The organism is Sphingobacterium detergens, assembly GCF_003610355.1.
Taxonomy (GTDB): Bacteria; Bacteroidota; Bacteroidia; order Sphingobacteriales; family Sphingobacteriaceae; genus Sphingobacterium; species Sphingobacterium detergens.
The window spans coordinates 341,649-361,313 of record NZ_RAPY01000005.1; the positions used below are offsets into that span (position 1 = coordinate 341,649).

18 protein-coding genes are annotated in these 19,665 nt (G+C 38.1%); 11 read left to right on the forward strand and 7 right to left on the reverse strand.

All coding sequences use genetic code 11. The annotated features are described in order from the left end of the window. Nucleotides 1–132: 132 nt before the first annotated feature. The 3 genes from mnmG to apaG form a co-directional block, all read right to left on the reverse strand. Nucleotides 133–1,992 (reverse strand): tRNA uridine-5-carboxymethylaminomethyl(34) synthesis enzyme MnmG, encoded by a 1,860-nt coding sequence (gene mnmG / locus DFQ12_RS22425; protein ID WP_120261299.1) that lies wholly within the window; start codon nt 1,990–1,992, stop codon nt 133–135. 93 nt (nt 1,993–2,085) lie between these two features. Next, nucleotides 2,086–3,951, reverse strand: a complete 1,866-nt coding sequence (locus DFQ12_RS22430; RefSeq protein WP_120261300.1) for an ABC-F family ATP-binding cassette domain-containing protein — start codon at nt 3,949–3,951, stop codon at nt 2,086–2,088. Nucleotides 3,952–4,313: 362 nt separating this feature from the next. Further along, complete coding sequence (gene apaG / locus DFQ12_RS22435) at nt 4,314–4,700, reverse strand: Co2+/Mg2+ efflux protein ApaG (protein ID WP_120261301.1); 387 nt, start codon at nt 4,698–4,700, stop codon at nt 4,314–4,316. Between the two features lie 148 nt (nt 4,701–4,848). Between apaG and DFQ12_RS22440 the strand changes: the two genes are divergently transcribed. From DFQ12_RS22440 to DFQ12_RS22485, 10 genes are all read left to right on the forward strand, one after another. After that, nucleotides 4,849–5,559 (forward strand): SAM-dependent methyltransferase, encoded by a 711-nt coding sequence (locus DFQ12_RS22440; RefSeq protein ID WP_120261302.1) that lies wholly within the window; start codon nt 4,849–4,851, stop codon nt 5,557–5,559. Nucleotides 5,560–5,776: 217 nt separating this feature from the next. Further along, entirely contained in the window at nt 5,777–6,532 is a 756-nt protein-coding gene (locus tag DFQ12_RS22445) for an alpha/beta hydrolase (RefSeq protein ID WP_120261303.1), read from the forward strand. Between the two features lie 19 nt (nt 6,533–6,551). Continuing rightward, a complete protein-coding gene (locus DFQ12_RS22450) occupies nt 6,552–7,037 on the forward strand; it encodes a hypothetical protein (RefSeq protein ID WP_120261304.1) in 486 nt (161 codons plus the stop codon). Beyond that, complete coding sequence (locus DFQ12_RS22455) at nt 7,027–8,127, forward strand: Nif3-like dinuclear metal center hexameric protein (RefSeq protein WP_120261305.1); 1,101 nt, start codon at nt 7,027–7,029, stop codon at nt 8,125–8,127. Before DFQ12_RS22450 ends, DFQ12_RS22455 begins: the two co-directional genes overlap by 11 nt. Next, nucleotides 8,127–8,879 (forward strand): zinc ribbon domain-containing protein, encoded by a 753-nt coding sequence (locus tag DFQ12_RS22460; RefSeq protein WP_120261306.1) that lies wholly within the window; start codon nt 8,127–8,129, stop codon nt 8,877–8,879. The genes DFQ12_RS22455 and DFQ12_RS22460 overlap by 1 nt, the downstream gene beginning before the upstream one ends. 141 nt (nt 8,880–9,020) lie before the next feature. Beyond that, nucleotides 9,021–12,338: a S41 family peptidase gene (locus DFQ12_RS22465; RefSeq protein ID WP_120261307.1), complete on the forward strand. Its 3,318-nt coding sequence runs from the start codon at nt 9,021–9,023 to the stop codon at nt 12,336–12,338. A 225-nt stretch (nt 12,339–12,563) separates the two neighbouring features. Further along, on the forward strand, nt 12,564–13,487 hold the full coding sequence (locus DFQ12_RS22470; protein WP_120261308.1) for a CPBP family intramembrane glutamic endopeptidase: 924 nt from the start codon (nt 12,564–12,566) through the stop codon (nt 13,485–13,487). Next, nucleotides 13,462–13,671, forward strand: a complete 210-nt coding sequence (locus tag DFQ12_RS22475; protein WP_120261309.1) for a putative signal transducing protein — start codon at nt 13,462–13,464, stop codon at nt 13,669–13,671. The genes DFQ12_RS22470 and DFQ12_RS22475 overlap by 26 nt, the downstream gene beginning before the upstream one ends. A gap of 1 nt (nt 13,672) precedes the next feature. Beyond that, nucleotides 13,673–14,473: a phosphatidate cytidylyltransferase gene (locus DFQ12_RS22480; protein WP_120261310.1), complete on the forward strand. Its 801-nt coding sequence runs from the start codon at nt 13,673–13,675 to the stop codon at nt 14,471–14,473. 7 nt (nt 14,474–14,480) lie between these two features. Continuing rightward, nucleotides 14,481–15,152 carry a DUF2461 domain-containing protein gene (locus DFQ12_RS22485; protein WP_120261311.1) on the forward strand — a complete coding sequence of 224 codons (672 nt, stop codon included), beginning with the start codon at nt 14,481–14,483 and terminating at the stop codon, nt 15,150–15,152. 1 nt (nt 15,153) lies between these two features. On the opposite strand, the gene DFQ12_RS22490 is transcribed toward DFQ12_RS22485, so the two are convergent. Continuing rightward, a complete protein-coding gene (locus DFQ12_RS22490) occupies nt 15,154–16,350 on the reverse strand; it encodes an anhydro-N-acetylmuramic acid kinase (protein WP_120261312.1) in 1,197 nt (398 codons plus the stop codon). A 100-nt stretch (nt 16,351–16,450) separates the two neighbouring features. On the opposite strand from DFQ12_RS22490, the gene gcvH reads away from it, so the two are divergent. After that, nucleotides 16,451–16,831: a glycine cleavage system protein GcvH gene (gene gcvH / locus DFQ12_RS22495; protein WP_120261313.1), complete on the forward strand. Its 381-nt coding sequence runs from the start codon at nt 16,451–16,453 to the stop codon at nt 16,829–16,831. A 63-nt stretch (nt 16,832–16,894) separates the two neighbouring features. On the opposite strand, the gene DFQ12_RS22500 is transcribed toward gcvH, so the two are convergent. The 3 genes from DFQ12_RS22500 to mqnB form a co-directional block, all read right to left on the reverse strand. Then, complete coding sequence (locus tag DFQ12_RS22500; RefSeq protein ID WP_120261314.1) at nt 16,895–17,650, reverse strand: DUF6263 family protein; 756 nt, start codon at nt 17,648–17,650, stop codon at nt 16,895–16,897. A gap of 103 nt (nt 17,651–17,753) precedes the next feature. After that, the gene (locus DFQ12_RS22505; RefSeq protein WP_120261315.1) at nt 17,754–18,740 is read right to left on the reverse strand and encodes a pyruvate dehydrogenase complex E1 component subunit beta; all 987 of its coding nucleotides are present in this window, start codon (nt 18,738–18,740) and stop codon (nt 17,754–17,756) included. Between the two features lie 123 nt (nt 18,741–18,863). Then, complete coding sequence (mqnB, locus tag DFQ12_RS22510; protein WP_120261316.1) at nt 18,864–19,505, reverse strand: futalosine hydrolase; 642 nt, start codon at nt 19,503–19,505, stop codon at nt 18,864–18,866. Nucleotides 19,506–19,665: the final 160 nt, after the last annotated feature.

Genomic DNA, 19,665 nt, shown 5'->3' on the forward strand with positions numbered 1-19,665 from the left:
AGCTACTTTTTAGCCTTTCTGAACTACTTTTATTACTTTTTAAAGAAGTTGTCATAAAAAATAGAATATTGTCTTAAATCGCTTATTTTAAGCTTGTTTATTTTTATTTATAATTACCTGTAAATCAATTAATTAACTCATATGTACCATTAAAACACTGATATCTGATGGTGATACGCCCGAAATTCGGGAAGCTTGACCTAATGTTCTAGGTTTTACCTTCGCTAATTTTTGTCTTGCTTCAATTGACAGTGAAGTTAGTAAACTATAATCGAAATCAGGATTAATTTCTCTATCTTCCATCTTCTTCATGCGATTAACTATTTCTATTTCTTTTTCAAAATAGCTCTCGTATTTCATGTTAATTTCTGCCTGCTCTATTGTTTCATTATCAAATTGCGAAACATATTGAGCAAAGGCTTCATCGCCTTTGACGATATCTTGTATGCTGACCTGTGGTCGGGCTAGTACATTACTTAAACGTGTTTTTTGAGCAAGTGCACTGGATCCAACTTCTGCCAATACCGTATTCATCTTTTCAAGATTCGTTGAATTCTGTTTGAGGTATTCAATGATGTTATTGGAGTTATCTATTTTATCTTGCACTTTCTTTAGTCTCTCCTCTCCGACTAATCCTAGCTTGTAGGCTAATGGTGTAAGACGGATATCGGCGTTATCCTGACGTAGCAGTAAACGGTGTTCTGCTCTAGAGGTAAACATGCGGTACGGTTCCTCTGTTCCTTTTGTGACAAGGTCATCTACTAATACTCCAATATAAGATTCGGATCTTTTTAGAATAAGTTCTTTGTCATCATTGATACGTTGATGAGCGTTTATACCGGCAAGGAATCCTTGCGCTGCGGCTTCTTCATACCCCGTAGTACCATTGATCTGTCCAGCAAAAAATAGATGTTTTACCAATTGGGTTTCCAATGTTAGATCAAGCTGCATTGGTGGAAAATAGTCATACTCTATCGCATATCCAGGACGGTACATTTTTGCATTTTCAAATCCGGGTATAAGTTGTAGCGCTTTTAGCTGTACATCTTCTGGAAGTGATGTGGAGAATCCGTTGACATAAATTTCTACTGTTTTGAAACCCTCTGGTTCCACAAAAATCTGGTGTCGCTCACGCTCCGCAAAGCGATTGATTTTGTCCTCTATTGAGGGACAATAACGGGGACCCAAACCTTTAATTCGTCCGGTAAACATAGGTGATTTTTCGAAGCCCGTACGAAGCATCTCATGTACCTTATCATTGGTATATGTAATCCAGCAACAGCGTTGTTCTGTTGGCATTTCTACATCTGTATAGGAGAATCGTCCTTTCTTTTCATCACCCCATTGTTCTTCCATGAGACCATAGTTAAGACTACGGCCATCAATTCTTGGTGGCGTACCAGTTTTCATTCTACCTGATTCGAAGCCCAGTGAAACGAGCTGTTCCGTCAGTCCCGTAGCAGCCTTCTCTCCTGTTCTACCACCACCAAATTTTTTGTCACCGATATGGATTACGCCATTTAAGAATGTTCCGTTTGTTAGGACAACAGCATCCGATTCAATTTCTATTCCCATAGAAGTGATGACTCCACATGCCTTTCCGTTTTTAACGATTACCTCTTTGACGGTATCTTGCCACATATCTAGATTTGGCAGAGATTCTAATTGTAATCTCCACTCCTCTGCAAATCGCATCCGATCATTTTGTGTACGTGGACTCCACATCGCTGGACCTTTTGAAAGATTAAGCATGCGGAATTGAATCGTTGATTTATCTGCAATGATACCTGTGTATCCTCCCATTGCATCTATTTCTCTTACGATTTGTCCTTTGGCTACACCACCTATAGCGGGGTTGCAACTCATTTGAGCTATCACACCCATATTCATTGTAATAAGCAAAGTGGAAGAACCCAGATTAGCTGCTGCTGCTGCTGCTTCACATCCGGCATGTCCTGCACCTACTACAATTACATTGTATTTTTTAAACATCTCTATATCCTTGTTCCACGTGAAACGTGGCTTTTTATTTGTTTACAAATTTACTCTTTTATCTACGTTCCACGTGAAACCCGATTGAAAATTTTACATAAAATCTGCAAGATATAACCATCGTTCCGATTTTTGGTCTATCTGTTCTTGTATCGTTTTAATCTCCTCTGCTAATGTTGAAAGCTTGACATGATCTGTTAATTGATTTAATTCTTCAGTCTTTGTCTTTACCTGTAGTTCGAGATTTTCTATTTCTGTTTCCAGTTTATTGTATTCAAGTTGATCCTTGTAAGAGAGCTTTTTCTTTTCCTCTTTTACCTCAGGTTTAGCTTTGTCTTGGCTATTTTTCTTTTGTTTTTCCTTTTCTAATTTTTGGATTTCGTCTTGTTCTGATTTAAAGTCGGCATAATTTCCATTATAGATACGGATCTTACCTGTTCCCTCAAATATGAAAAGTTGATCTGTCAACTTATCCAATAGATATCTATCATGGGATACCAATATAAGTACGCCCCTATAATTATCAAGGAAATCTTCTAATACATTTAATGTGTCAATGTCCAGGTCATTGGATGGCTCATCTAGTATAAGGAAATTAGGATTCTTCATTAATACCCGCATCAATTGAAGACGCTTTCTTTCCCCACCACTAAGTTTGTTGACAAAACCAAATTGCTTCTCTGGAGGAAACAAAAAGTGTGTGAGTAATTGAGATGCTGTAATCACTTCTCCATTTGCCATCTCAATATAATCAGCAACATTTTTTACAACATCAAGTACACGATCATTTTCATTTACTTCAAGTCCCCCTTGCTTATAGTATCCATATACAGTGGTCTCTCCTACTGCTATGGTTCCAGCATCTGGAGTTTCTTCTTTTGTGATAAGATTTAAAAAGGTTGATTTACCAGTTCCGTTTTTTCCAGCTAGACCTATACGGTCTCCTTTTTTGAATGTGTAGGAAAAATCTGTTATGATTTCTTTCGCTCCATAATGCTTGGATACATGTTCCAGTTCGAGAATTTTAGAACCCTGTCTACTTACTTTTACACTAAGCTGAACAGAGTCATTTCCTTTTATTGATTTGGATTTTTCTTCTAGATCGTAGAAAGCTTCGATGCGGGATTTAGATTTGGTACCTCTTGCCTGAGGTTGACGCCGCATCCATTCCAATTCCTTGCGAAGTAGATTTCTGCTCTTCTCGACCATGACTGCATCGATAGTTTCTCGATCTGACTTCTTCTCCAAAAAATAGGAATAGTTACCTTTATAAATGTAAAGATTACCCCTATCCAGTTCTCTGATTTCTGTACATATATTATCGAGGAAGTAGCGGTCGTGTGTAACTAAAAGTACTGTCTTGCTGCCAGTGGTCAGTAACTTTTCTAACCATTCAATGGTTTCTATATCCAAGTGGTTGGTTGGCTCATCCAGGATATATACATCCGGCTCGTCTATCAAAAGTTTGGCCAGTGCGAGTCTTTTACGTTGTCCCCCGGAGAGACTTTTGATATCCTGCTGAAAGTCCATAATATTTAAACGATTTAAAATCGTCTTTATATTATGCTCATATTCCCAAGCATTCAATGAACTTATTTTTTCGGTAAGATCTTCTAATTTTTTTTGATCAATATCAGTACTTTCAAGAAGTTCTTCATATTCCCTGATTAGACGTTGCTGATCGTTGTCTGCACTATATATAAAATCATTGATTGATTTTAATCCTGTGAAATCAGGATCTTGTTCGAGAAAGCCTATTTTTATACCCTTTTCTTTGACAACTTTTCCTGATGTTGGCAAGGTACGATCTGCTAAAATAGAAAGCAATGTTGATTTGCCTGTACCATTTATTCCGACCAAAGCCACCCGCTCTCCTTTTTGGAGTCCGAAGTGTAAATCTCTAAAAAGCCACCTATCATGGAAGGAATGGCTTACTTGTTCTGTAGCTAAAATACTCACGTTATATCACCCTAAAATTAATTTTAGTCATTTTAATACAATAAAATCCCATTCAGGAATTTATTACCCCTGATTGTTTTTTAATGTATTGATAATCAAGTAATTATATTGTTGCGTTTGATTATCAATTATTTATATATTGAATCAATAATCTTTTTTGATTGCTGACTAATTAAATCTAATGGATGGCTTTCTATGCTATGTTTAACTAGGGGCTGAGGAACAAAATTATCCAGTTCAGCATAATCTCAGTAACAAGTTGATTTAGAATGCACGCAAAAATAAAGAAATAGTTTCTTATTCGATGCGAAAAAAGCTTCGTTGTGTGATAAATCGGCAATAATGATATTACCTTGATAAATTTAATTCAATGCATAATCCGCAATCAGATTGAAACGTGGTATTTCAACCTGGAAACTGCTATTATCCAAAGAACGGATCATATTGTAATGACCTTCCATGAAACCAAATTCACTGTTGAGGTTACATCCCGAAGTATATTGATGTACCTGGCCCGGTTCGATAACAGGCTGCTCGCCTACAACACCTTCTCCCGACACTTCTCGATAGTCGCCTTTTGCATCAAATATTTTCCAGTAACGACTGATTAATTGTACCGTGTAATCGCTCAAATTTTCTATGCTAATGTGATAAGCAAACATAAAATGTTCACGGTCGGGATTAGAATACTCCGATTGATACATGGTTTCAACCGAGATTTTTACGCCTTCTGTAATTTGTGTGATCATTTGGATGATGTTTATTGTTGCAACAAATACTTATGCTAAAATACTAATAATGAGTTTAAAATTCGCAAACTTAATCATTTTTAAAGGTTAAATTATGCTAAGTTTAAAATTACTATAGTCAAATGGTCGTTAATTAGTAGGTTTGTATATGGCAAAAGGTATATTATATTTAATTCCCGTTCCTTTGAGCGATGATGCTGCATTCCAATCTTTTACTCCTTATTTGATTGAGACAATCAATACATTGGATGAATATATCGTGGAAAATGAAAAGACGGCGAGAAAGTTTCTCAAACTGGCCGGATTAAAAATTCCTCAAAGTGAATTGACGATACATGATTATGGTAAACATGCGCGGGACAAAGGAAATATCAATGATTTTTTCGAGGGCTTGAAGCAAGGAAAAAACGTAGGATTGATGTCGGAGGCCGGCTGTCCGGGTGTAGCGGATCCCGGTGCTTCTGTGGTTGCTCGTGCTCATCAGCTTGGGATAAAAGTGGTACCATTGGTTGGTCCCAGTTCCATCCTATTAGCACTTATGGCTTCAGGATTTAGTGGACAGAAGTTTGCTTTCCATGGCTATTTGCCTATTGATAAAAATGAACGTGCAAAGAAAATCAAAGATCTAGAGCAACAATCTATGCGCGAGAAGCAAACTCAGATATTTATTGAAACTCCTTTTCGAAACAACCATCTTCTTGAAGATATTCTAAAAAACTGTAAATCCAATACACAGCTTTGCGTAGCCTGTAATGTCACTTCCGCTGACGAGTCTATAAAGAGTCTAACCATTGCTGAATGGAAAAAACAAAAAGAGGATTACCATAAAAAACCTACAATATTTTTGCTGTATGTCTAACAAGTTATGTTGAGTTCTCCCCTACCCTGCTTTATCTGTTGGGACAGTTTTAATATGAAATCTATCTTTAAACAAGGATAAAGCTAGGTGTAGTTTTGTGAGTAATTACTCACATATGTCGTTTTCGACTGCAAAATGGAAAACGCTTATTGGAACATAGCAAATTGTTGAGTAGATTTAGGAGGAGTGACGTGTTAATTTGACTAAACATAATGTAATGAAATTTAATAAATTAGGTTATTTTATATTGTTTTTTTCATTAGTTGTAGGCTTAAAATCTGCTTATGCACAGCAAACTACTTATGTTATTGTACACGGTGCCTGGGGTGGCGCCTGGCAATTTAAAAAGACAGCAAATGAATTAGAAAAAGAAGGACATAAAGTATATCGTCCTACACTAACCGGTTTGGGAGAACGTTATCATTTAGCGGATACTTCTATTCGTTTACAGACCCACATCAACGATGTTGTCAATACGATATTATTTGAAGATCTTCGAGATATTGTATTGGTTGGACATAGCTATGGTGGAATGATAATAACGGGTGTAGCAGACAGTCTTCCGGATAGAATAAAAAAATTGGTATATTTAGACGCCATCCTTCCCGATAATCAGGAATCGGTCTTGAGTTTGATGGTAAAGCCTGGGGACAATGGTCTTTTGAAATTTGAGAAGGAAGGTTTTATTATTCCATTTTGGGTAAAAGACGAAAGTAAGTTTCCGCGGGACGTCCCCCACCCTTTGAAAACGATGACTGATAAAATCAGTTTAAGAAACTCAGAAAGGGAGAGAATTCCCGCTACTTATATCTTGACCTACGAAGAAGGTAAGACAATGGACAAAGATGACTTTTATCCATTTTACGCAAAAGCTAAGCAACGTCATTTTAAAACCGTTGAATTGATCGGAGATCATAATCCGCAAATAAAAAAGCTGAAAGAATTAGTAGATTTGTTATTACAGGAAAAATAAATAAGAGCAAGATATTTCAATGACGCAAGAAGAATTATTAAATGAATTAAGTAAACCCGAAATACTCTATCCGGCTTTAGGTCTAATCGTTATACGCACCATTATTTGGTTATTATTTGCGAATACGATTCGCAAAACTTTAAACTTGGTCGCGGTGGAAAATAGATTGATGACACCCAATCAATCTTGGTTGGTGGCGATTCCATTAGTCAATATTTATTGGAATTTTCAGGTCGCTTCCCGCCTGAGAGATTCCCTCATCAATGAGTTCTATGATCGTAAGATAGCTGTAGAGGAAAACCCAACTTATCGGAAAGGATCATTATATGCATGGATTTATTTGGCTGCAAATATCCCCTTGCCGATTTCTATTCTAGGTGTTTTGGGTATTATGCACTTTGTCACATTGGCCAACTATTGGTTCAACATCAGTGCAAACCGTAGAATTTTAGAAGAACACGATAAATTTAGAGAAAAGGAGGTGATTATAAACGATGAAAATTAAAGCAGTTATTCAATATTTGGAGCAGCTGGCTCCATTGGATTTGCAGGAATCTTATGATAATGCCGGACTTATCGTAGGCGATGCAAATCAGGAGATTACCAAAGTATTAATTTCGTTGGATTGTACAGAGGAAGTTGTACAGGAGGCGATCGAAAAAGGATGCAATTTAATTATTTCACATCATCCCATTGTTTTCAAAGGCTTAAAAAAGTTCAATGGAAAGAATTATGTGGAACGCACTGTCATAAAAGCTATTGAGAATAAAATTGCGCTATACGCGATACATACCAATCTGGATAATGTCACTGGCGGGGTCAATTCAAAGATAGCAGATAAACTTGGATTGGTTAATCAGGCTATATTGGAATCGAAACCCAATGTATTGCGCAAGATGGTTGTGTTTGTGCCAAGGAGTCATGTAGAAGAAGTCAGGACAGCATTATTTGATGCTGGAGCGGGCCAAATTGGGAAACATTATGATCAATGTAGTTTTAATACTGCAGGTTATGGAAGTTTCAGACCTTTGGCGGGATCCGAACCTACTATCGGCGAAATAGGAACACAGGAACGTGTCGAAGAAACGCGGATCGAGGTGATATATACACGTTCAATAGAAAGAAAGCTGCTTTTGGCACTTTATGAAGCGCATCCTTACGAAGAGGTGGCTTATGATCTTTTCGATTTGCAGAATACAACAGTGGAAATTGGAGCTGGAATGATCGGGAATTTACCCGAGCCTATGGACGAACGGGATTTTTTAGCTTATTTGAAGGAAAACCTTAAACTAAACGTTATTCGCCATACAGCACTTCTTGGCAGAAAAGTAAGTAGAGTTGCCGTCTGTGGTGGCGCAGGAGGTTTTTTGTTAGGTGCAGCAAAGCGATCTGGCGCTGATTTTTTTGTGACAGCTGATTATAAATACCATGAATTTTTTGATGCCGAGGGTGAAATTGTCATCGCGGATACGGGACATTTTGAGAGCGAACAATTTACGCAAGAATTATTGTACGACATTATTACGAAAAAATTTCCTAACTTTGCAACCTTAACAACAGAAATAGATACAAATCCTATAAAATACTACAGTTGATGGAACAAACCGTAGAACAAAAATTGAAAGCACTATGGCTTTTGCAAGCCATACATACTAAAATAGACAAAATTCGCCAGGTTCGTGGTGAATTGCCTATGGAAGTTGCAGATCTTGAAGATGAGATTGCGGGTTTAGAAACTCGTATTGAGAAGATCAGAACAGACTTAGACGATTTAGAAGATTCAATCGTTAAGCGTAAAAACATGATTAAGGATGCCCAAGCTGCTATCAAAAAATATGAGTCGCAGTTAAATGAGGTAAAGAACAATCGTGAATACGACGCTATTTCGAAAGAAATTGAAATCCAAGGTCTTGAGATTCAGGTTTGTGAAAAGAGAATCAAAGAAGCAGAGTTCGAGATTCGTAACAAAACAGAAAACTACGATACTACTGTAGGTAACCTAGAATACAGCAAAGGCGAGCTTGAAGGTAAAAAGAAAGAATTGGAGACAATTACTTCTGAAACCCAAAAGGAAGAAGATGGTTTATTAGCTAAAGCTGCTGAAGCGGAGGCTAATATTGAGGAGCGTTTGGTAAAAGTTTACTACCGTTTACGTAATTCTTTCAAAAATGGTTTAGCGGTCGTTTCTATCGATCGTGATAGCTGCTCAGGATGTCACAACAAAATCCCCGCTCAGATGCAATCTGAGATTCGTCAACGTAAAAAAATCATTATCTGCGAACATTGCGGTCGTGTTTTGGTAGACGAAGGTATTGTATTGGAAATCGAACAAGAATACGGTTTTTAATCTTCGATAACAGTATATAAGCCCTGCTCAACAGCAGGGCTTTTTTTTTATGATATTTTTTATGCAACTTTGTTGATATACGAAGCGATGTACTAGACAAAATAGTAGCTTTGCATAATAAATTTTAACCACTAAACATTTATGAATAAAACTCATTTTAAGTTTATTGCTGCGTTTTTGGTAGGAACATCATTTCTACAGGCCAAAGCACAGGAAACTTTATTGCTCCGAAATCCAAGTATCAGTGCCAATAATATTGCTTTCGTGTACGGAGGAGATATTTGGATCGCAGACAAAAATGGTGCAAATCCAAAACGTCTAACGACAAACCCTGGCGTAGAACAAAACCCAATGTTCTCGCCTGATGGAAAAAAAGTAGCATTTACAGGCAATTATGATGGTAATACAGATGTATATGTCCTTCCTATTGAAGGAGGTGAACCCAAGCGTATTACGTATCATCCATCTTCAGATGTATTGCGTGGCTGGTTGAATAATGACGAAGTATTTTATACTACATCACGTGATTTTACCTATGCGCTGAGTCCACGATTATATAGTTCCAATATCCAAAGATTGGGTATGGACAAAGCTTTATTGATGCCAGAAGCTAACCAAGGCAGTCCCTCTGCGGATGGACGTTATTGGGCTTATATCAAAAATACTGATCCTACAGAGCGCGATCGTGTAGCTTTCAAGCGTTACCGAGGTGGTGGTACACCGACGATTTGGATTTTTGATACAAAAACCAAGGAAATTGAAGCAATTCCACAGGTAAAAAGCAACGATGTTAAACCCCTTTGGTTAGGCAGTAAGGTCTACTTTCTATCGGATCGTGATAAAATAGTAAACATCTTCAGTTACGATACCAAATCAAAGAAAGTTGAAAAACTAACTGATTTCAAAGATTACGATGTTCGCTCGCTCAATGGAAATGGCAATGAGCTGATTTTTGAATATGCTGGCGTATTAAATACATTAAGCTTAAACAATAATAAGGTAACCGCCCTACATATTAGTGTAAATACAGACGCTATGTTTAAGCGTCCTTATTATAAAAATATCAAAGAGGACATTCGCTATGCGACCCTCTCTCCTACAGGTCAACGTGCGCTATTCGAGTCACGGGGGGAGATCTTTACTGTGCCAAAAGAAAAAGGTGAGGCACGTAATTTATCGAATTCACCAGGTTCTCATGAACGTTTTCCAGATTGGTCTCCCAATGGAAAATGGGTTTCTTACATCTCAGATAAAAATGGTTCCTATCAGTTGGTTTTAGTGGATCAGTTTGGAAAGGATCAGCCTTTATATTTCAATCTGGGCGAAACCAATTTTTATTTTGAGCCTACGTGGTCTCCGGATTCGAAAAAATTATTCTATAACGACGCTCACCTCAATCTGTACTATATTGATATCGCATCTAAGGCTATTGTAAAGGTTGCAGACGATAAACTGAGTGGACAAACCGGTAGAGTATCCAATCATTTTCAACCAAGCTGGTCTCCAGATTCAAAATGGATTTCGTTTACACGTACTTTGGAAAATGGCGTTCCGGCTGTATTTATGTACAATCTGGATACAAAGAAAACGCAGCAGATTACAGACGGTATGAGTTCTGTTCGTAGTACTGCCTTTTCACAGGATGGTAAATATCTTTTCTTCACAGCGAGTACTAATACAGGATTGACCAATTCTGGTCTACATATGTCAGCGACGCAACGTAATGTTGATTATGCCGTATATGCCTTTATTTTGTCAAGTAAAACCCCTTCGTTCTTTAAGAATGAAAGTGATGAAGAGCAGATTCGTGAAGATAAAGCGGACAAACCAGCTGAAAAAGGAGACAGCAAAACAGCTCGCGTAAAAGAAAATGATAAAAAGGCGCCGAAAAAAGACAAAAAAGAGGAAACGCCAGCTAATAAACCTGAAGACAAATCCATTCAGGTAGATTTTGACCGTATCGAGAACCGCATTGTCGCTTTACCGTTGCCAGTAGGTACCTATTGGAATCTGAACGGTTTGGTTCCAAACCAGTTGACATACCAACGCGGAGGTACCATTGGGGCCTACGATTTTAAAGATCTGGAAAATAAGACATTGGTGGAGAATGCTCGTAGTTTTGTAATCAGTGCCGATGGCAAGAAGATGTTATATCAGACAGCGAATGGTTATAATATTGTGACGGCGGGACAGAAAGTTGCGTCTCCGACTGCAGGTGCGATAAAATTGGATGGTATCCAACAATTGGTAGATCCTGTTGCAGAATGGAAACAAGTCTTCAATGAAGTTTGGGCAATGCAGAAAGACTATTTCTATGTAGAGAATATGCATGGTGCTGATTGGAAAGCCATGAAAACCAAATATGAGAAGTTTCTTCCATTTGTTAACCATCGTTCTGATTTGGGTTATTTACTGAACGAAATGATGGGCGAAATGGTTGTTGGACACAATTATATTTATCCAGGTGATCAACCTTCTACCCCATCTGTATCAGTAGGTGTATTAGGGGCTGACTATACGATCAAAAATGGATATTACCAGATAGCAAAGTTATTTACACGTTTGGAATGGAACCCTTCTTTTAAGGCACCATTGGCAGAACCGGGATTGAATATCAAAGAAGGCGATTATATTGTCGCTGTAAATGGTGTTGAATTAACAGAAGATAAGGATATCTATAGTCTATTTGATAATACTGTAGACAAACAGGTCGCGTTAAAAATTAATTCCAAACCATCTCTGGTTGGTGCTCGGGAAGTCATTGTAAAACCGATTTCTTTTGGAGACGAAATGAGTTTGCGTAGCATGGAGTGGGTGGAGCGCAACCGTAAGAAAGTAGATCAGTTAAGCAATGGACAAATCGCTTACGTATACATGCCAAATACGGGTCCTGAGGGGTATACCTACTTTAACCGTTATTATTTCTCTCAGATGGATAAAAAGGCCCTTCTGATGGACGAAAGAAACAATGGTGGAGGCTGGGTGGCCGATTATGTCATTGACTTACTATCCCGTGAATTAATATCTGGCTGGGGTATTCGTGATGGCAAGGGATTTACGACTCCAGGTAATGGTATTTACGGACCAAAGGCGATGATCATAAATGAAAATGCTGGTTCTGGAGGTGATATGATGCCGTACATGTTCCGTTTCAAAGGCCTAGGTAAATTGGTTGGCCGTACAACAATGGGAATCTTGGTCGGTATCAGTGGGTACCCGCCGTTATTGGATGGTGGACGTATTACTTCACCAAATTTTGGTGTATATGACCTGAAAGGCAACTGGATTATAGAAAATGAGGGTGTTGCTCCGGATATCTTTGTTGAGCAATTACCAAAAGATTTGCTAGAAGGACGTGATCCACAATTGGAAAGAACGGTGAAGATTTTATTGGAAGAAATGAAAACCTATCCTTACAAAAATCTACAGAAACCCGCGGATCCAATACGGGTGAACTAATAAGAGAATCGCGATAAAAAGGGCTTTGGAAACTACTTCCAAAGCCCTTTTTGCATGTTTGTAAGGCTCGTTATCTTCCCTTGATAAGTATTTTAAAATCATCTTAGATAGGCTTTTAGTAAATGGTCTTTTTTTGCTACTTTAATGAATTAATGGCTATTGAAATGTAGTGATTTTATAAAGTAGCTTGCTTTTATTATTATCTTTAAAGCATATTTTAAATTTATGTACCCCGAGCAAACTACTTCCCCTTTTCAATCGTTATTGCGTTTGGTCCTGTTGGTCATCGGATTTACCTTTCTTTCACAGGTCATCGGTATCCTTATTCTCTTTTTCTACTACAAGTTTACAGGACAGGCATTTTCAATGGCTACCCTAATGCAGGGATCAGCGAATGAAATGCGTTTTCTATTGCTGTTGAGTAGCTTGGGATCCTTTGTTGTACCAGCCTACCTGATGAATACCCGAGAGGGATATGGAATCACTTATTTTAAACAGGAATATACGCCACAGGCAAAGCAACTTGCATATATCTTTTTCGCAATGCTCGCTTTTATGCCATTGATGAGCTTAATAGGGCATTGGAACGAATCATTGCAGTTGCCTGATAATATGAGATCTGTTCAGGTTTGGATGGAACGTAGTGAGCGAGAATCGGGGGATCTGATTGAGGGGATTATCGTAGAAACAAGTTTTGTTGGATTTCTATTTAACTTGATCGTTCTGGCATTGATACCTGCTGTAGGTGAAGAACTATTATTTCGAGGTGTTCTTCAAAATATTGTCGGAAGATGGGTTTCCAACCCCCACGTTGTCATTTGGATTGTGGCTATTGTTTTTAGTGCCATACACCTGCAGTTTTTTGGATTTATACCACGGATGTTGTTGGGCGCATTTTTTGGTTATCTCTATTTATGGAGCAGAAATATTTGGTTGCCTATTTTTGGTCATTTCGTCAACAATGCAGGCGCTACGATCATGGCCTTTTATTATACAAAAAATGGTAAAAGTTACGCTGAAATCAATGCATTTGAAGTGCAATCTTGGTGGATATATGTTGGAGGCTTCATTTTTACTGCTATTTTTGTATTCTTATTTTATCTGTCAACACAAAAAGGAAACCATGGAGAACGATTGGAAGAAAATTAAAACATATACAAATGCTATTCAGGCTGAAATAGTAAAACAAATGCTGGAAGAGAATGGTATTCCCGCGGTTATATTAAATAAGCAGGATTCTTCTTATCTGTTTGGAAAAATAGAACTATATGTTAGTGAAAACTCGGTTGAGATTGCCGAAAGATTGATTGAAGAAGTAGAGGGAGAGAACTAAAATGAAGACAAGAGCGATAACCGGTGCTATTTTTGTAGCTGTCATGGTGGCCTCCACCTTATTTGGACCATACTTATACAGCATCTTTTTTACACTGTTGAGTGCATGGTGTTTGTACGAATTTTACGGTATTGTGTCATCCGAAGAACGTGCGCCTAATAAGGTCTTAGGGATCATTTTAGCGGTGACCGGATTTGCTGTGGGGTCTATGGTAGCTATGAACCTGTTGGAAACTAAATTTCTATGGCTCGTTACGCCATTGGTCGGTTTGACCTATATTATTTCACTTTTTCAAAAACGAAGTTTTCCCTTTAATGATATAGCCTATACTTTTTTGGGGATCTGTTATGTCACATTTCCTTTCTTTCTTTTTGCGAAACTAGGATTTATCAATGGTGTATATAATCATTATATTCCCCTCGGGTTTTTAATATTGCTCTGGACCAACGATACTGGAGCATATCTTGCAGGTCGGAGCTTTGGTAAACATAAATTGTTTGAGCGGATCTCTCCGAAAAAGACATGGGAGGGATTTTTCGGTGGTTTTATTTTAGCTATTGTCGTAGCTGTAAATCTTGAAAAATATTTTGGAAGTTTGCCATTGTGGCAATGGATTATCGTTGCTATGATCATCAGCATTGTTGGAACATTGGGCGATCTGGTCGAATCGATGTTAAAGCGAAGCTTGCACGTCAAGGATTCAGGCAGTATCTTACCGGGGCACGGAGGTTTCCTGGACCGTTTTGACGGCTTATTATTGGCAGCACCGATAGTTTATGTTTTCTTAATTTTAATCAGTTAAAAGAATTATGAGTCACATTCAGAAATCTACCTTTGATTTTTTGACAGAATTAAAGGAAAATAATACAAGAGAATGGTTTGCAGATAACCGGGAGAAATACGAGTCTGCATTGGCTGATGTACGGAGTTTTCTAACGGATTTGATAGCCGCGCTGAGTGAATTTGATCCTAAAATAAATACCTCCATACAAGCCAATAAATGTCTGTTCCGTATCTATAGAGATACCCGTTTTTCAAATGACAAGACGCCCTATAAGACCTGGTTTGGAGCCGGAATATCTGTTGATGGAAGAAAATTGCGTGGCCCTGAATATTATATTCATATTGGTGCTGAAAATTCATTTATTGCCTGTGGCTATTGGAGACCAGAGAAGCCACACCTGGAAGCGATAAGACAGGAGATAGACTACAGTGGCGAACAATTGGCTAAGACTCTGAATGGATTGTTAGATGAGGGGAAAATAAATCTTTTCAAAGAGGATCTGTTAAAACGTGCTCCTGCCGGTTATGGCGAAGATAATCCCTATATTGATTTTATCAAGTTAAAAAGCTTTGTTCTGGATCAACCCCTGACGATCAAAGATCTGTCAAACAAAAACGCATTGGATAATATTATCGCCTCTTATAAAAAGATGTTACCCTTCAAGGAATTTTTACAAGAGGCGATCGACAGCGAATAGTCTACTCTGGTAGGCTAATTTTGCCCATACAGACCGCCGGAGAATCTTTTATATGTTCGACATTGGATTTATTTCCAGTGAGGGTCTCATTGGCTAGCAAGGCGAATAATACAGCTTCCTTCGCATCGGGATCAACCCCTAATGTGGCGAAGCTCTCTACTTTGATGTCCGGCAGATTTGCTTTGATGTATCCAAAAAGTAGCGGATTATGCAATCCCCCACCACTGATATATACTGAGAAATTCGCTAAGCCAAGGGCTTGCCGACGTATGCCGTTGATCATCGCTTGGGCCGAAAAGCGATTGAGTGTTGCCATGATATCTTCTGCTGAGAGATCTAACGTCTCTGAACGTTTTTGAGCCTCTTTCAGGTAATCAAGATTGAATAATTCCGGACCTGTTGTTTTCGGGAACTCCAAAGTTAGGAATTCTTCCGCCAGGAGCTGCTCCAATAATGGTCCATTAACTGTCCCCATTTTTGCAATCATGGCGTCTCTGTCCATCTCTTGGTCAAAATGGGCTTTCATATACTGGTTCATCATTGTGTTTCCTGGTCCTAAATCTGTCGCATAGGCTTCCAGTTTGCTTTGATGACTCGGAATAAAGGTGAAATTTGAAATGCCGCCTATATTCAGTAAAAATCGGTTTTCGGTGGGATGGGAAAAAAGAAGGTAGTCTCCATAGGCTGCTAATGGTGCCCCTTCTCCTCCTGCAGCAATGTGTTTTTGTCTAAAATCTGACAGTGTAATTATGCCGGTATGTATAGCAATATGATCCCCATCACCAATTTGTAGTGTGCTATTTGGCCAACCAAGGTCCTTTGTCAACGATTGTGGGGCGTGGTATACCGTCTGTCCATGACTAGCGATGCAGTCTATTTCGGTAGCTGAAATATTCCAGCTTTCAAGTGCCTGGTTGATCAGGTTCGCATGGGTGATCCCAACATATGCGTTGAGGCCCGAAAATAACTGCTGGTCGATGGTTCTTTTTGCGAATATTTCACGGACTTTCGTTCTGAATATATCCTCGTAATCCATTGTGATAAACTTTTCTAAACTGATTTTGGTCGTCTTTCCGGCGTTTTCAATACGGCACAATGCGATATCAAGACCGTCTAAAGATGTTCCGGACATTAAACCAATAATAAAACGCTCTTTTTTTAGCGCGATCTGGTAAAGTTTTTCGATTTGAGGATTCATAATCTAAAAATAAACACAAAAATCTTATAATGAATATCATTTTTGACAATTGAAGATATTTTGTAACTTCACGGCATTAAAAATCAAAAAATTAGATACAATGAATTTTCCAGCAGAATTGAAATACACCAAAGATCACGAATGGATTCGTGTTGAAGGTGATGAAGCAGTTGTAGGGATTACCGATTTCGCTCAACGTGAATTGGGTGACATCGTTTTTGTTGACATTAACACTGTAGGTGAAGAAGTTGCCGCAAATGAAGTTTTCGGTACAATCGAAGCTGTAAAAACAGTTTCTGATTTGTTTTTGCCTGTAGCAGCTACAATTTTATCAGTTAATGATGCAATTGATGCTTCTCCTGAATTGGTGAATTCTGATCCATATGGTGAGGGCTGGATTGTTCGTATTAAATTGAATAATGTAGCAGACGTAGACGCATTATTATCTGCAGATCAATACAAAGAAGAAATCAACGCTTAATATCGTTGTGATAACAAAAAAAGGGGCTTAATTTTAAAATTAAGCCCCTTTTTTTGTTGCCATCTATTGGCATTTTATAACTGTTTTGATTTTTGCTTCAGGCATATCGACATCACTTGTCATCTCTGTTATTTTAGTCAGACAAGTCTTTTTATCCAATACATAGAACCCTTGGATACTACCGACCTGTTTTGCTTCCGATCCAAACATTTTTCCTTCCACATTTACCTTATAACCCTGTTCATTTACTTCGGCGAGGGTCATTTTGTTTTCGACCAGTAGACCCGATTCTTCCGATTCTGATTTTGAACTCCATGATTCTCCAATACCAATGGCATGTTCAGGCAATACGGTGCTAATATTTTCAAACATACTGCGATCAAAAGGAAGGTTGACGCCTTCCGGCAATTTTATATCAGAAGATTTCCCCAATTGATCTATTGAAAAGCTGATCTTACTATCTACTAGCTTGCCTACTGTTGCATGCATCTGTTTTGAAAATTCATTTGCTTCCGGATTTTTGGAGTCATAGGTCATTTCCATGGCTTCTCCGCTCATTTTCATATTGATACCAGTGTATTTAAGCTCAAATAGAAAGGAATTGTCTTTCTTGGCTGTATTTGTAATATCAAAGCCCATTGTTAAGTCTGTCACAATCTTCTGTTCGCCAGTTTCGATATCCATTGCCATGATGACATTTTGCGCTATTTTCTTTCCCTCTTCGGGATTCACCCGTAGGGTATATTTCTTTTGGGCTGATACAGATAGGACTACAAATGCGAATACAGCCGTCAAAGCTATTGTTTTTAGTGTTTTCATCTATTGGAATTTTTGTTAATAATAACAGGACAGATAAATATATAAAAAAATCCCTTTTACAATCAGTAAAAGGGATTTTTATTTGATTCAAAAAAGAATCCAATTATTTTTTGATGTAAGATACTTCTTTTACAGCTTTAACTACTTTTTCTACATTAGGTAAAGCAGCTTCAATCAATGTCGGAGCATAAGGAAGAGGTACGTCAGCACAATTCACACGAATTACAGGAGCGTCCAAATAGTCAAATGCATTGCGTTGTACATTAAATGCTAAATCTGTAGAGATTGATGCCAAAGGCCATGCTTCTTCTACGATAACAAGACGGTTTGTTTTCTTTACAGATTCAATAAGTGTTGGGTAGTCAATAGGACGTACAGAACGCAAATCGATCAATTCTACACTGATACCTTCTTTTTTCAATTCTTCAACTGCAGGAATTACAACACGAGGAAGCATTTTACCGAAAGAAACAACAGTAACATCAGTACCTTCTTGGATAATATTTGCTTTTCCGATTTCCAAGTAGTACTCTTCTTCAGGAACTTCGCCTTTATCACCGTACATGACCTCAGATTCCATGAAAATAACTGGATCTGGATCAATAATAGAAGATTTCAATAAACCTTTAGCTTCGTAAGGGTTTGAAGGAACAACCACTTTTAAACCTGGTGTATTTGCAAACCAGTTTTCAAAGTTTTGAGAGTGTTGTGCTGCTAGCTGACCTGCATTTCCTGTCGGGCCACGGAAGACCATTGGGATAGAAAATTGTCCACCACTCATGGAGTGGATTTTTGCAGCGGCATTGATAACTTGGTCAATCGCAACAAGTGAAAAGTTGAACGTCATGAATTCAACGATTGGTTTTAGACCGTTCATTGCTGCACCAACAGCGATACCAGCAAAACCAAGTTCAGCAATAGGTGTATCAATGATACGTTTTGCACCGAATTCATCAAGCATACCTTGGCTTACTTTATAAGCACCGTTATACTCTGCAACTTCTTCACCTAATAAAAATATTTTGTCGTCTTTACGCATTTCTTCGTTCATTGCTTCACGAAGTGCTTCTCTGAATTGTATTTCTCTCATCAGTTGTAAAATAGTGTCAATTTTTAGATTACAAATCTACTATTTAAAATTGATATTTTGAAGATTTGACTAGCCTAATTGTATAGTTTTATGTCATTTTTTAATAAGTAAATGACTTTTGTATTAAATTTTGGAAAATAAGTCCGGCAAGAAATCCAATGTTTGTATAAGTGCCTTATTACTATTCATTATTGCCAGCTGAATGTTCCACGTGGCACGGTTTCTTTTTTCCACATAATTAGAGATCCCACGGAGCTCGATCACTGGAAGATCCATTTTGTCCGCAGCAAAGAAAACAGCCGCACCTTCCATGCTCTCGATACAACTGTTGGGGTTGAGCTGTTGCACTTTTGCGATACTATCGGCATTTCCATGTACCTTATTTACTGTAATGCCATGTCCTTGGGACAAAAAGGGGAGCATTACATTTTCACCATGAAGCAAAGACGATTCGAATCTGGATCTTCCGTAACCCAATTGTTCGATCGGAATAAATTGCTGATCATCTTCTGCACCCAATTCTACAAACGATTCTGAGGTGACCTGCACGACCTCTCCTATTTTCAGGTTGCGGTCAAAGCATCCTGCTATACCTATATTTATAAGGAGATCATATTCGTTTTCATGTAGTATCCGTCCTAATTCAAATGCTGTTGCAACCATCCCCACACCTGTGATTACCGTATCACAATTGGGGTAGTTGGAGGCAACCTCAAGAAAAGGTTGAATTTCAAATTGCGTAGCGGCTACGATTAATATCTTCATGATAGACTTCTTTTAAATAGTATGCGAAAATTACGAATTATAGCGGATGTCTTTAGTACATTAAAATAAAAATTGACAGCTGATCTTTACTTGTTAATTATATTACCATATTCTGACGGCATTCCTAAAATAGAAATGTTAAAATTGGGCCTAAAGCCGT

Excerpts from the sequence above, each read along its gene's own strand:
- DFQ12_RS22475 (WP_120261309.1), top strand. The coding sequence starts at position 13,462 with ATGGAGAACGATTGGAAGAAAATTAAAACATATACAAATGCTATTCAG.
- DFQ12_RS22445 (WP_120261303.1), top strand. The coding sequence starts at position 5,777 with ATGAAATTTAATAAATTAGGTTATTTTATATTGTTTTTTTCATTAGTT.
- DFQ12_RS22465 (WP_120261307.1), top strand. The coding sequence starts at position 9,021 with ATGAATAAAACTCATTTTAAGTTTATTGCTGCGTTTTTGGTAGGAACA.
- mnmG (WP_120261299.1), bottom strand. The coding sequence starts at position 1,992 with ATGTTTAAAAAATACAATGTAATTGTAGTAGGTGCAGGACATGCCGGA.
- DFQ12_RS22470 (WP_120261308.1), top strand. The coding sequence starts at position 12,564 with ATGTACCCCGAGCAAACTACTTCCCCTTTTCAATCGTTATTGCGTTTG.
- DFQ12_RS22480 (WP_120261310.1), top strand. The coding sequence starts at position 13,673 with ATGAAGACAAGAGCGATAACCGGTGCTATTTTTGTAGCTGTCATGGTG.
- DFQ12_RS22500 (WP_120261314.1), bottom strand. The coding sequence starts at position 17,650 with ATGAAAACACTAAAAACAATAGCTTTGACGGCTGTATTCGCATTTGTA.
- DFQ12_RS22440 (WP_120261302.1), top strand. The coding sequence starts at position 4,849 with ATGGCAAAAGGTATATTATATTTAATTCCCGTTCCTTTGAGCGATGAT.
- DFQ12_RS22455 (WP_120261305.1), top strand. The coding sequence starts at position 7,027 with ATGAAAATTAAAGCAGTTATTCAATATTTGGAGCAGCTGGCTCCATTG.
- gcvH (WP_120261313.1), top strand. The coding sequence starts at position 16,451 with ATGAATTTTCCAGCAGAATTGAAATACACCAAAGATCACGAATGGATT.
- apaG (WP_120261301.1), bottom strand. The coding sequence starts at position 4,700 with ATGATCACACAAATTACAGAAGGCGTAAAAATCTCGGTTGAAACCATG.
- DFQ12_RS22490 (WP_120261312.1), bottom strand. The coding sequence starts at position 16,350 with ATGAATCCTCAAATCGAAAAACTTTACCAGATCGCGCTAAAAAAAGAG.
- DFQ12_RS22485 (WP_120261311.1), top strand. The coding sequence starts at position 14,481 with ATGAGTCACATTCAGAAATCTACCTTTGATTTTTTGACAGAATTAAAG.
- DFQ12_RS22460 (WP_120261306.1), top strand. The coding sequence starts at position 8,127 with ATGGAACAAACCGTAGAACAAAAATTGAAAGCACTATGGCTTTTGCAA.
- DFQ12_RS22450 (WP_120261304.1), top strand. The coding sequence starts at position 6,552 with ATGACGCAAGAAGAATTATTAAATGAATTAAGTAAACCCGAAATACTC.
- mqnB (WP_120261316.1), bottom strand. The coding sequence starts at position 19,505 with ATGAAGATATTAATCGTAGCCGCTACGCAATTTGAAATTCAACCTTTT.
- DFQ12_RS22505 (WP_120261315.1), bottom strand. The coding sequence starts at position 18,740 with ATGAGAGAAATACAATTCAGAGAAGCACTTCGTGAAGCAATGAACGAA.